Annotated in this window: 15 protein-coding genes; 12 read left to right on the top strand and 3 right to left on the bottom strand. The window is 41.0% G+C overall.

Annotation, left to right across the window (positions count from 1 at the left end; genetic code table 11):
- The first annotated feature begins 7 nt into the window (after positions 1–7).
- A complete protein-coding gene (nadD, locus tag GGR07_RS12685) occupies positions 8–604 on the top strand; it encodes a nicotinate (nicotinamide) nucleotide adenylyltransferase (protein ID WP_034543821.1) in 597 nt (198 codons plus the stop codon).
- On the opposite strand, the gene GGR07_RS12680 is transcribed toward nadD, so the two are convergent.
- Positions 561–1,478, bottom strand: a complete 918-nt coding sequence (locus GGR07_RS12680) for a metallophosphoesterase (RefSeq protein ID WP_034543804.1) — start codon at positions 1,476–1,478, stop codon at positions 561–563. The genes nadD and GGR07_RS12680 overlap by 44 nt on opposite strands.
- Positions 1,479–1,570: 92 nt before the next feature.
- Between GGR07_RS12680 and GGR07_RS12675 the strand changes: the two genes are divergently transcribed.
- Entirely contained in the window at positions 1,571–2,488 is a 918-nt protein-coding gene (locus tag GGR07_RS12675; RefSeq protein WP_021645000.1) for a 1,4-dihydroxy-2-naphthoate polyprenyltransferase, read from the top strand.
- Positions 2,489–2,531: 43 nt separating this feature from the next.
- On the opposite strand, the gene rfbB is transcribed toward GGR07_RS12675, so the two are convergent.
- Positions 2,532–3,665: a dTDP-glucose 4,6-dehydratase gene (gene rfbB / locus GGR07_RS12670; protein WP_021644999.1), complete on the bottom strand. Its 1,134-nt coding sequence runs from the start codon at positions 3,663–3,665 to the stop codon at positions 2,532–2,534.
- An 8-nt stretch (positions 3,666–3,673) separates the two neighbouring features.
- On the bottom strand, positions 3,674–4,537 hold the full coding sequence (gene rfbA / locus GGR07_RS12665; protein ID WP_034543819.1) for a glucose-1-phosphate thymidylyltransferase RfbA: 864 nt from the start codon (positions 4,535–4,537) through the stop codon (positions 3,674–3,676).
- Positions 4,538–5,015: 478 nt separating this feature from the next.
- Between rfbA and GGR07_RS13965 the strand changes: the two genes are divergently transcribed.
- The 10 genes from GGR07_RS13965 (at position 5,016) to GGR07_RS12615 (ending at position 12,602) form a co-directional block, all read left to right on the top strand.
- On the top strand, positions 5,016–5,306 hold the full coding sequence (locus GGR07_RS13965; RefSeq protein ID WP_021645935.1) for an outer membrane beta-barrel protein: 291 nt from the start codon (positions 5,016–5,018) through the stop codon (positions 5,304–5,306).
- Between the two features lie 512 nt (positions 5,307–5,818).
- On the top strand, positions 5,819–7,057 hold the full coding sequence (locus GGR07_RS12655) for a site-specific integrase (protein ID WP_021645937.1): 1,239 nt from the start codon (positions 5,819–5,821) through the stop codon (positions 7,055–7,057).
- 91 nt (positions 7,058–7,148) lie between these two features.
- Positions 7,149–7,931 carry a 4Fe-4S binding protein gene (locus GGR07_RS12650; RefSeq protein ID WP_034544000.1) on the top strand — a complete coding sequence of 261 codons (783 nt, stop codon included), beginning with the start codon at positions 7,149–7,151 and terminating at the stop codon, positions 7,929–7,931.
- Positions 7,921–8,772 carry an alpha/beta hydrolase gene (locus GGR07_RS12645; RefSeq protein WP_021645940.1) on the top strand — a complete coding sequence of 284 codons (852 nt, stop codon included), beginning with the start codon at positions 7,921–7,923 and terminating at the stop codon, positions 8,770–8,772. Before GGR07_RS12650 ends, GGR07_RS12645 begins: the two co-directional genes overlap by 11 nt.
- A 9-nt stretch (positions 8,773–8,781) precedes the next feature.
- Positions 8,782–9,366, top strand: a complete 585-nt coding sequence (locus GGR07_RS12640; protein WP_021645941.1) for a hypothetical protein — start codon at positions 8,782–8,784, stop codon at positions 9,364–9,366.
- The gene (locus GGR07_RS12635) at positions 9,359–9,643 is read left to right on the top strand and encodes a winged helix-turn-helix domain-containing protein (protein ID WP_021645942.1); all 285 of its coding nucleotides are present in this window, start codon (positions 9,359–9,361) and stop codon (positions 9,641–9,643) included. Before GGR07_RS12640 ends, GGR07_RS12635 begins: the two co-directional genes overlap by 8 nt.
- A gap of 27 nt (positions 9,644–9,670) precedes the next feature.
- Entirely contained in the window at positions 9,671–10,306 is a 636-nt protein-coding gene (locus GGR07_RS12630; RefSeq protein WP_021645943.1) for an RteC domain-containing protein, read from the top strand.
- A gap of 172 nt (positions 10,307–10,478) precedes the next feature.
- A complete protein-coding gene (locus GGR07_RS12625; RefSeq protein WP_021645944.1) occupies positions 10,479–10,793 on the top strand; it encodes a helix-turn-helix domain-containing protein in 315 nt (104 codons plus the stop codon).
- 331 nt (positions 10,794–11,124) lie between these two features.
- Positions 11,125–11,712, top strand: a complete 588-nt coding sequence (locus GGR07_RS12620; RefSeq protein ID WP_021645945.1) for a BfmA/BtgA family mobilization protein — start codon at positions 11,125–11,127, stop codon at positions 11,710–11,712.
- 11 nt (positions 11,713–11,723) lie between these two features.
- Positions 11,724–12,602 (top strand): DUF5712 family protein, encoded by an 879-nt coding sequence (locus tag GGR07_RS12615; protein WP_021645946.1) that lies wholly within the window; start codon positions 11,724–11,726, stop codon positions 12,600–12,602.
- Positions 12,603–12,892 lie beyond the last annotated feature (290 nt).

The following is a 12,892-nucleotide window of genomic DNA, read 5'->3' as shown; positions in this document are numbered from 1 at the left end:
GAGCATCATGAACCAGCTTAAGACCGGAATATTCAGCGGATCGTTCAATCCTGTCCATATCGGGCATTTGGCTTTGGCCAATTACCTTTGCGAATATGGGGGATTGGATGAAGTGTGGTTTATGGTAACTCCTCATAATCCGTTGAAAGAACAGGCCGAACTGTGGAGCGACGAACTGCGGCTTGAGCTGGTCAGGCTCGCAACGGAAGACTATCCCCGCTTCCATGCTTCCGATTTCGAGTTCCATTTACCGCGTCCTTCTTACAGTGTGTACACTCTGGAAAAACTGCGGAAACAGCATCCCGAACGGGAGTTCTGCCTCATCATCGGATCGGACAACTGGAATAGCTTCAGCCATTGGCGTGAGCCTCAACGCATCATTGCAGAAAACCCGATTCTGATCTATCCCCGCCCGGGATTCCCCGTCGACGAGAAAGAACTTCCCGCAAACGTACGCATGGTAGACTCGCCCGTTTTCGAAATCAGTTCCACTTTCATCCGGAAAGCTCTTTCGGAAAGGAAAGACATCCGCTACTTCCTTCATCCGAAGGTCTGGGAATTCATTTCCCGTTCTCTCCCCGACTTGAAAGGCAACGAAGCGTAATCATGACAACCTCTGCCGGCGCTCCGATGCGCAGTGCCAACCGGGAGGTGCCGATGCCGTTGGTAATAATCACCGGTATCCGATCGGAGTTATGAGTGATTCCGGTTAGGAATCTCTTTCCATATCGCGAATGCCAAGCCGGGGCAGCGCCTAAAATCCGTACTTGTCCGCCATGGGTGTGTCCCGCCAGAACAAGGTCGGTATTAGCTACCGACACGTCTTCGGCATAATCGGGCGTATGCACCAGAAGTAGCACAAAATCATCGGGAGCGAGGGACAAAGTGGGGGAAACACCGTTACGTTCCAAATCAAAAGGGTTGCGAACACCGGCCACCAGTATGCGTTGTCCTTCTCTATAAAGCGTATCTACCCGATGCTCCAACACATGCATTCCGTAGCGTTTCATCGTACCGACGATCTCATCGTGACAACGTTCGTAGTCGTTATTGCCCATCACTCCATAAATTCCCAAAGGAGCTTCGACCCGAGACAAAGCCGCAAACAGAGGCTCCACATATTCGCACCCCTCCTGATAATCGCCTCCCATAAGCAATACATCCGGTTTCTGCTCGTTCAAAAGACGGATAAGATCGTTCAACCCTTTCTCTTTCAGCTTACTTTTATAATGGAGGTCGGAAATAAAAGCAATCCGCAGACCATCGAAAGCAGGAGGAATGTCGCGGTGCACAAAGTCGTACTCGACAATACGCCTCACCGTGGCATAACGGGATAATACTTTTTCCTTAAAAGAGCGTATGGAGTAAACGCCCGCAGATGCCGGAAACGAGGAAACAAGCGCACTTCTTTTCGACTGACATGAAGCGAACAGTAATAATAACGATAAAAACAGCGGCAGATAACTCCTTGTGCTCATATTCTCTTGGTAATGATGTGCAAAGATACGGAATTTACGTTATCTTTGCATAAAGGTGTAAGAAGCAATGTATAATGACTAAATAAAAAACAATGGAAACAGTTAAACCTCATTCGTTGCAAGCATGGGTACTGGCTGCACGCCCGAAGACACTTACGGGAGCCATCACTCCGGTTATGGTAGGAACGGCATTGGCCATAATGGACGGATATTTTCAATGGCAACCGATGCTTATCTGCTTCTTGTTTGCCGGACTGATGCAGATTACCGCCAATTTTATCAACGATTTATTCGATTATCGGAAAGGTACGGACCGGGAAGACCGCCTGGGCCCCGAACGCGCTTGCGCACAAGGGTGGATTTCACCCAAAGCGATGCGGAATGGCATCATCGTTACCATCGTATTGGCTTGCCTTGTGGGCAGTATGCTGTTGTTTTACGCCGGATGGGAGCTTATCATTGTCGGGCTGCTGTGCATATTATTCGCTTTTCTCTACACGACGGGACCTTACCCTTTATCTTATCATGGCTGGGGTGACCTCTTGGTGATTGTGTTTTTTGGATTCGTTTCGGTAGGCGGTACCTATTATGTTCAATCTCTGACATGGACGCCAGATGTCATCGTCGCCTCGCTCGTATGCGGTTTACTAATTGACACATTGCTTGTGGTAAACAACTATCGCGACCGTGAGGCGGACGCGCAAAGCGGGAAGCGCACCCTCGTCGTCCGCCTCGGCGAAGAGTTCGGACAATATCTATACCTTGTGCTGGGTTTCATTGCCGCCTTCATCTGTTTATGGTTCCTATTCGAAGGACACATATATGCCGGTTTGTTCCCGCAATTTTATGTACCTCTTCATTTCGCCACATGGAGAAAAATGGTGCGTATACACAGTGGAAAAAGGCTCAACATCATATTGGGCGAAACCTCACGCAATATGATGATACTGGGAAGTCTTTTATCGATAGGCTTCCTGCTCGACGCCCATTTCCCATATGTCTTTTCATGACATCTCAGGAAATGGTATTATCGTTCTGAAAGCAGTCGGCTATTCAGCCGTACATATTTTTGTAATACTCCTGATAATCTCCGCTGGCCACCTGTTCCACCCACGCTTGATTATTGAGATACCATTCAATGGTTTTCACAATGCCGCTTTCGAATGCAGTCTCGGGATACCATCCCAGTGCCGCCTTGATTTTTGACGGATCGATGGCATAACGCTGATCGTGTCCCAGACGGTCTTTCACAAAAGAAATCAGATCATCGTTTATCCAACTGATATCAATTTCTCCGTTTTCATCCGTTACTTTCTTTTTCAGTACTTTTCTATATGCCGGATATTCCGTCATGAGCCGGCGGATGGTCGCAATGGTCAGCTTCACAATCTCCAGATTGGTTTTCTCATTATGCCCGCCTACATTATATATCTCTCCTTCTGCTCCTTTGGTCACCACCAGATCGATAGCCTTGCAATGGTCCTCCACATACAGCCAGTCGCGTACATTGCTTCCATCGCCATACACCGGCAGCTGCCTGCCTTCGAGCACATTCTTTATAATCAGCGGAATCAGTTTTTCGGGAAAGTGGTAAGGCCCGTAATTATTCGAACAACGGGTGATTGTAACCGGCATTTTATAAGTATCCCGATAAGCCATCACCACCAAGTCGGCGCTTGTCTTCGAAGCACTGTAAGGGCTGTGCGGACAAAGCGGCGATTCTTCCGTAAAATATCCTTCCGTACCCAGCGAACCGTACACCTCGTCGGTAGACACCTGATGGTATCGTACTCCTTTCCGCCACGTGGGATATCCTTTTTCATCCTTCCCCATCACCCATGCACGGCGGGCGCAATCCAACAGGTTCTGCGTTCCGAGAATATTGGTCACCAGAAAAAGCTGGGGATTATCGATGCTACGGTCTACATGGCTTTCGGCAGCAAAATTCACCACATAGTCGAAACGGTATTCGGCAAACAATGTGTCCACCAGTTCCCGGTTGCAAATATCACCTTTGACAAAGAAGCAGCGTTCGTTGTCGATATCATTCGCAATTGTTCCCAGATTGCCCGCATAAGTCAAGGCGTCGAGAATCACCACCTTGATATCCTCATGTTTCAACAAAATGTATTTAATGTAGTTGGCGCCGATAAACCCCGCCGCCCCGGTCACAAGATAAGTCTTCATATATTTTATTATTTCGCCAGTTCAATCAGGTATTTTCCATATTCGGTTTTCTCAAGCTTGCGCCCGAGACAAAGCAATTGTTCCGACGAGATCCAGCCCTGACGCCAGGCAATCTCTTCGATGCAACTGACGTAAAACCCCTGTCGGTTCTGGATAGTCGCCACAAAATTCGAAGCCTCGAGCAAGCTGTTGCAATTTCCGGTATCGAGCCATGCAAATCCCCGTCCGAAAAGCTCCACATTCAGCGTACCCTCTTCGAGATAAAGCCGGTTCAAATCAGTGATCTCGTATTCTCCCCGGGCCGACGGCCGGAGCGAAGCGGCTTTCTCCGTCACCGTAGAATCATAAAAGTAAAGCCCGGGAATGGCATAATTGCTCTTCGGCACGGCAGGCTTCTCCTCCAGAGAAACCACCTTTCCCTTTTTGTCGAACTCCACCACTCCGTAAGCGCTCGGGTCTTTCACATAATACCCGAAGATGCAAGCTCCTTTCTCGATGGCAGCAGCCCGGCGCAACATAGGTGAAAACCCCTGACCGTAGAACAAATTATCGCCCAGAATCAAACATCCCGGCCCTCCTTTCAGAAACTCTGCTCCCAACACGAAAGCCTGCGCCAAGCCGCTGGGCTTCTCCTGCACCAGATAAGAGAAAGACATGCCAAGCTCTTCTCCCGTCCCCAGCAATTCGCGGAACATCGGCAAGTCGCGTGGCGTAGAGATGACCAGAACATCACGAATCCCCGCCAGCATCAGCGTGGAAAGCGGATAGTAAATCATCGGTTTGTCGTACACCGGCATTATTTGCTTGGATATCGCTTTCGAAAGCGGATAAAGACGGGTGGCACTTCCCCCGGCCAGAATAATTCCTTTCATCTTCTCGGACTGTTGGTTGACCATGCAAATTTCGGAAAGAAATCTGACGTGGCAAAATATACGGAAAGCTCTTTTAGGGATTATTATTTTCTAACCTCCCTCACTGCATACTTTAGCCTGTTTTATTGGCAAAATCTATTCGTCTGCCGTTCGTGTCTCATTCGTCTTTCGGTTGTGTTTTATTCGTCTGCCGAATGGCAGACGAATAAAACACAACCGAAAGACGAATGATCTGTTAATACCAAACGGCTAATATATAAAACGGAGGAACTGAATAATAAGTATAGATGTCGGGGCCAAAGTAAGCATTCAGCTAACCCCGTATTGCAAAGTCTATAAATAAAAAAGAGATATCTCGTAAAAATAGGGACTTTTTCAGAGAAAAACCATCGGTCGGGGATCGCTTAGCGACAAGGGACGGGTGGTCCCGCCCTTTGCCGCTAAGCGATCCCCGACCGATGGTTTTAACTAGAAAATAATGCTTGACACAGTTTATTTTACATTACTTGGGAACTCTATAAAGCTAAACCGTCGCACTCGGAATAATCAATTTGATTTATTTCCAACTGCTTTTTTGAATTATAGTTGGAGTGATAACAACTCTCTTTCTATGAGCGTTTCCAATAAAATTAATCGCCCCAGCTACGTAGATATAAGCCCGTTTACAACATATATAGACTCACATACTATTCAATCAGGCAATCCTAAACTATTACCAGAAAACCATCGAATTGGGTTATACTTTGGGGAATGTTTCATTGCCAACTAGTGCTGTATGGAAAAATCGTGTAATTGCTACTTACACGCTAACTGATAATTCTACGAAAATTACAACAATAACGATAAATAATATTATGAAGGAGCAGATGTATAATAGTTTAGGTGTTTCCTATTATTTTGATAAGGTGAAATGGTTTGATAGCTCTATAGAAAGTAGTATCTATATGATAAACTCTAATCCTATACCTGGTTACAATTTGGAAGATATAAAACAGACATCTGCTTTTTTTATATATAAATCTCTAATCAAAAAGCCGAAATCAGCCAAGCGAGGACAACCGATTGATAATGTGCGGGTAATGTCCTTTGTTTGGCTTTTCTTTTAGGCGATCAAAGCCACCCATAGGCAAAGGTACGACAAAGTTCAGTTACTTTCCCATTACCTTATGGCAAAAGTGCAATTCGGTTATAAGTCTTTGTTTGTCTGCTTCTTGCGTTATCGCTCATAACCTCTTGTAACTCAAAGTAAATTAATTTTGTAATCTGTAAAAACTTTGAGTTATGACACAGCGAAGTACATTTAAAATTCTGTTCTATCTGAAACGGAACAACATTAAGCCAGACGGAACAGTTCCCGTAATGGGAAGAATCACGATTGACAAAACAATCAGTCAGTTCAGTTGTAAAATGAACGTACCTCCCAACCTTTGGGATACCAAAGCGGGAAGGCTGATGGGTAAAAGTACATTAGCGGTGAAAGCAAATCTCGCATTAGACAAAATTCGTGTCGATATTAACCGCCATTATCAGGAAATAATGCAAACGGACGGTTTTGTTACCGCCGACAAGGTAAAGAACGCCTATTTAGGTTTAGGTGTAAAGCAAGACACATTTCTAACCCTCTTTGCCAAACACAACCAAGAGTTTTCCCGAAAGGTAGGCTATAACCGTGCAGAGGGTACATATACGAAATATTGCATCCTATACAAACACATGGAAAATTATATCAAATTGGAATATAAACGGGACGATGTTTATTTGAAAGAACTGAATCTTGCCTTTATCAACGGTTTTGAGCACTATTTGAGATCTGAACGGAATTGTTCTACCAATACGATATGGATGTATATGATTGGTGTAAAGCATATAGTAGCCATAGCACGGAACACAGGACAATTAGCTATAAATCCCTTTGCGGGTTATCTGATAAGCCCTGAAGCCAAAGACAGAGGATTTCTTACGAAAGATGAATTAAACTTACTCGTAAACGCTAAGATGAAAAATGCCCAATATGAATTGGTAAGGGATTTATTCGTTTTTTCGACGTTCACTGGGTTGAGTTATTCGGATGTGAAGAACCTAACAAAAGACCACCTTAAAACCTCTTTTGACGGTCATTTATGGATAATCACCCGCCGACAGAAAACGAACACCGATTCAAGTATCCGTTTGTTGGAAGTCCCGAAGCGGATAATAGAGAAGTACAAAGGCTATTGCAGGGATAACCGTTTATTTCCTGTTCCAAGTAACAGTTCATGCAATAATATTCTGAAAAAGATAGCCAAACAATGCGGAATACAAACCCGTTTGACCTATCATGTCTCACGCCATACCATGGCAACGACAATCACTCTGTCACAGGGAGTTCCGATAGAAACGGTCAGTAAAATGTTAGGGCATACCAACATTAAAACTACCCAAATTTACGCCAAGATAACAAAAGAAAAAATCAGTCAGGATATGGAAATTCTTTCGCACAAATTGGAATCTCTGGAAAAACAAATCACAGAAAGGATATAATTTGAATAAACCCGAATATTAGTTTTACATATTTGCAAAATTACTTGTTCTATATCATAGAATATTCTATCTTTGCAAAAAATGCATCATTATGGCGAGTAGAGAACGACTATATTCCCTCAATTTTCTATCAAGATTTATTTTCTTGATAATAACACCGGTTTTTTTCCAATACTTTGCTTTGGGGTTTATCTGGCATTCTATATACTGGGGTGTAATAACTCTGACTATGTTGATTTGGAGTATCTTTATAATCATTACGCCCCTGTTCGGACGGGTTGGGTGTGGCTGGTTTTGTTTTATGGGAACTACTTATGACTGTGTTGGTATGATTCGTCCTAAAAAAACAAAATATCGCAGACCTTTACTGTGGTTACGGTTGTTAATTTCTCTCTCTTTTATCCTATCTGCTCTTACATTCTACATCATCAATTCAGAACAGGGAGTAACAAATGGATTTGAAGTGAAACTATTCTTTTTGAAAGCCAATTTTGATGACCATTACAAAATAGTTTGGATGATAGATGTTTTTTCAGCTATTATTCTTGCTCTTATAACGACGAAAAGATGGGGATGCAGAAATATGTGTGTAATTGGGTTTTTATGTTCTCTTACGGCACGCTACTCCCGCTTATTACCTGTTGTTGATAATCAGAAGTGTATAGATTGCGGAAGATGTGAAAATGAATGTCTGACAGGCATTCCAATTTCTGAATACATAAAAAACAACAGTGGGCTTGTAGCTAATCCTGAATGTATAATGTGTGGGAAATGTACAAGTGTTTGCAAGGTTGATGCGATTAAACTGAAGTTTATATGGAATAGAAAACATTATATTGATAATAAACAAAATAAAAATGTCAATGAAAACTAAATTATTATTTTTGCTCATACTTTCTCTTTTCGAGATGCAACTTGTAGCACAAGAAGTTAGAGTCGGTAGTTGTCAGAGTGAAATTCTAAAGAGAAATGTAGAGTATTCAATTTATACTCCGCAGGGAGATTTTACTCCTTATAAGAAGTTCCCTATTCTTTATTTATTGCATGGTTATGGTGATAGTCATCATAACTGGATAAGTCAAGGAGGAGTTGATAAGGTCGCTAACGAATTAATGCAAGACAATAGCATTGTTCTTATGATATTGGTCATGCCTGATGCGGGAAGAAGTTGGTACATAAATGGACTGGAAGAAAATTATGAAGATTTCTTTATCAATGAGTTCATGCCTTATATTGAGTCTGAATATGAGTCTATTGCAGAAAAAAATATAAGGGCTGTCGCTGGAATATCAATGGGGGGTTATGGGGCTCTTTTATATTCGTTAAAATATCCAACACTATTTAATGCCTGTTGTGCATTAAGCCCCGCAATTCTTACGGATTTTGAAGTTAAGAATATGCATGAACAGGTTTACTCTATGTTTGAGAATGCCTTTGGAGAGAGGAATAGCCAACTATGGGGAACATACAATATTCTTAATATCATAAGGGATAATCAGTTAAATACTGATTCTTTACCTGCCTTTTACATGGACTGTGGGGATAGTGATTTTCTATATAGAGGGAACGCTTATCTGCATATTTATATGAGTGATAGGAGAATAAATCATTACGCAATAATGAGGCACGGTAAACACGAATGGGATTATTGGGTTCAGGGCTTACCCGATGCTCTAAAATTCATATCTCTAAATATCAAAAAATCAAACCTATAATATTCTGTTATGGAAGAGAGAAAAATTAATGAAACGGATAGTCTGAAATTGATTTCGATGATGGTGAAAAATGCCAGAACGAATTTAAGAGCCAAAATAAACAGTAATATTCTTCTTTTATGGGGATATGCAGTAGTTATTATCTCTATCCTTGTATGGGTGCTCAAAAAATGGACAATATTTCCATACACTTCTCTATTATGGCTGCTTATTCCTTTTATATGTCTTCCTATCACAAAATATCTATACTCTAAAGACAAAGTAAAAGTTAAATCTTATCTGGATAAAACAATAGACTACATTACTATTTTAAATGTGTCGGTATGTACTATAATCGCACTGGTTGCCATTTGGGTTAAAATGCCTGTGTTATTTATCGAGGGCATTCTATTTAGTATGTGGATAATTATAATAGGGCTGTTAATCAGATACAGACCTGTAATTTATGGAGGGGTGATAGGGATAATCTTATCGCTTTGTTTATTGTTTGTTCCTGAAGAAGTAAACCAAATATTAACATTTGCGTTGATTCCTCTTTTCTCTATTATTATTCCAGGACATTTGTTTAAGAAAAATATTCCGTCAAATGTTTAAGGAACTCAATCCCATACTGCATTCGGAATTACGATTAGGCATAATGTCACTCCTTATTTCTATTCAAGAAGCGGATTTTGTCTATATCATGGAACAGACAAAATCCACGGGAGGTAATTTGGGAGCACAAATAATAAAATTGCAAAAAGCGGGGTATTTGGAAGTAATAAAATCATTTAAAGCGAACAGACCTTGTACCACTTGTAAAATTACGCCGAAAGGGATAGAAGCTTTTGATGAATATATAGAGGCTCTTAAAACATACATTCAGAAATGATTTTTTCACTTCATAGATTTTATGTCTATGTCAAATTGGGCAGTAACAGATAAACGAATATACCAACTACTAAAACACCCTTATCAGGTTGATAAGTCCGTCGTAGAAGATATGACTTCCGCATATTTGGAATTTGTAGAAGAATTACTCAATTACCTAAATGAGAGAAATGACAATAAGGATATAATTCGTAAATTAAATACCACTCAGATAGAATTTGAAGCTATAAAGGCATTTGAAGAATCCCTTCCAACCGATAATAACAAACTGAAAATAGTTTTCTTAAATAAGCTGATTACCTTAATTGATAAGGAATTGGAACTACTTTATCGTCAAATGGAATACCCCAAATTCTTTATTAATATTAAAGCCGAGTGGAAATCACCATTTTATCTAAATCCTGAAGTCGTAAATAGTACGGATGTTATGGAGGTCATTTCAGGCTTTTTCAATATCAAAAACGCTATTCAGAGAATCGACCATAAAGAGGTGTTTTTTAGTGATTTTGTCCAGACTTTCAGCAAGGTTCTTAATATAGATTTCGGGGATATTTACAAAAAGGAAATATCGGTTATCCGGCGCAGACCGAACAAGAAAACCGAATTTCTGGACAGGCTCAAAGCCTCTATTTTTCAAAAAAGTAAAGCTGAAGGATATGAGTAAATTCAGCTTATTCAAAAAACAACAAAAATATTAACCTGAATATCAGTTCAATAAGAAATATTTTAGGGGGATTGGGTATACCATTCCCCCTGTTTTTTTGCTTTGTTCTGCCGTCCTTTGCTTCATCAATCGATTGAGAATAAAAGTATTAATTTCAAAAACAAGAAAAGTTATGTATTTAGATGAAGATAATTTTGAAAAGTGGATGCAGAAGCTATCCAAAAAGCTAAGTGAAATCGGGCAAGATTTAAAATCCCTGATGAACACAAAAGAAGTATTTGATGAGGACGAAAAACTGTTGGACAACCAAGATTTGGCGTTCCTCTTGAAAGTGTCTAAACGTACCCTGCAACGATACCGGTCGAGTGGAAAACTCCCCTATTTTATGATAGGGCACAAAACCTATTATCGCACGAATGATGTGCGGAATTTTGTCAGGGAACATATGGACTTTCAGACGTTCAAATATATTGACAGCACACTGTAAGGCTATGTCCCTGTATATGATTCTGCCTTTTCAGTTTAAGCAGAATAGCGCAAATGTAGGAGGCTTGTTTTTAGTTTACGCCTCCTGTTAATAGCTCCGCATTTCACAAAAACGACCTCGCCTTTCAGCTCTGTTCGTTTCGTAAAATTAAGTAAAATTAAGCAAGAGGGAACTGGACTTCGTCCAGTTCCCTCTTGCCCTGCGGAGCAAAGCCTTCGGCTTTAGCGTGTTAGGAAAACACGCTGTAATTAGTCTAATAATTACCCATTTGCGATTATGGTTAATTATCAGCCATTTATCTATATGAATTTCGATTAAAAAGTAATTAGTCATGCCAAATAATAGTCAGAAAATCATATTTACTACGATTTCCATAGATAAGGAAACAGGGCGGTTAGTCGAAAAGATATGTAAACGCTATTCGCTGAAAAAGAGCGAAGTTGTAAAACTTGCTTTCGGTTATATCGACAAAGCCCATATCAACCCCGCCGATGCTCCCGAATCGGTAAAGTCAGAACTTGCTAAAATCAACAAACGGCAGGATGATATAATACGGTTTATCCGAAAGTACGAGGAAGACCAACTCAATCCGATGATTCGGACGAGCCACACGATAGCCGTTAAATTCGATACGGTTGTAAAATCATTATCCGAGAAAGTCGATTTGGAGATAAAGACCTCAAATGAAAACCTTATCAATGTATTGAAGAAATTGGACGAGCAATTTGGCAAAGTGGCAAATGTCATTAACAACCAAGCCAAACAGATTAATGACCTTTCTCAAATAAGCCAAAGAGAAAATAAGAAACTCCTGCAACTAATTTCCCTTTACTCGGAGCTTGCCACTTGTGGAGTAATGGACGGCAAGCGAAAAGAGAGCCTAAAAACTGAAATTATCAACTTGATAGATGAGAAATAAATACAAAGTCCATGAATATAGATTTCCAGCCACCGTCCAAAGGCACATATAACAATGCAGGCAGTAGCCGACAATTAGCGTCGTATTTGGAACACGAGGATTTAGAGCGTGTGGAGCAGGGAATCTATACCGAAGGATTTTTCAACTTGACGGACGATAATATCTACAAATCGCAGGTTATTAAAGATATTGATAGTAATATCGGACAGTTACTAAAAACGGATGCAAAGTTTTATGCCATCCACGTAAGCCCGTCAGAAAAGGAGCTTCGGGCAATGGGTAACACAGAAGCAGAGCAAGCCGAAGCTATGAAACGGTATATCCGTGAAATAGTAATCCCTGAATACGCCAAGAACTTCAACAAGGGACTATCGGCAGAAGAGATAAAATTCTATGGCAAAATTCACTTCGATAGAAACAGGTCAGACAATGAGCTGAATATGCACTGTCATTTGATAGTTAGCCGTAAAGACCAATCCAACAAAAAGAAGCTATCCCCACTTACCAACCACAGGAATACTACGAAAGGAGCAATCAAAGGCGGTTTTGACCGCACCAACCTATTCCGGCAAGCGGAACAAGGATTCGATAAGCTATTCGCCTACAACCGTCCTTTATCAGAATCCTTTGAATACTACAACACCATGAAGAATGGAAATATCTCCGACCAACTTAAAATGCAGGAGCAGGTTATCAGGCAACCACAAAACAGCCCACAAAATGTAATTTTCGATGAAAGAAAAACAAAACAGGCAGTAAGCACACCTGATTTAGTGTTGTCGTCAGCTTTAGGCATCCTCACCCCTACATCAAGCAATAGCGATGAAGAACAACCCATAAAACGATCTAAGAAAAAGAAGAAGATACCCAAACAAGGATTCAGAAAGTAGTACGGTTGTTTCCGAAGTTATTTCCCATGCCTATGTCGGTTATTTCCGCTCATGGCTTCCCAGCCATTTGAGGGGGCGGAAGCCCGCGAGAATAACCGACGGCACGAGAATAACTTCTACTGGGGTGGGGTTTTGGAAAGATAACATTTGTTTAAAGAAAAGAGAAGTTCTTTTCAACAGAGTTAAATTCTATTATTTGTAAAGTATCAATAGATACGCTACACTTTTTCTTTTCGTAGGCAAATCTTAATCCGTATCTTCGTTGCATGAAAGAAGATATACGGAAAATA

The sequence above is a fragment of the Bacteroides pyogenes genome, assembly GCF_014196225.1.
Lineage (GTDB): Bacteria > Bacteroidota > Bacteroidia > Bacteroidales > Bacteroidaceae > Bacteroides > Bacteroides pyogenes_A.
Note: the sequence above shows the minus strand (reverse complement) of the source record. Positions and strands in the feature narration are given on the sequence as shown.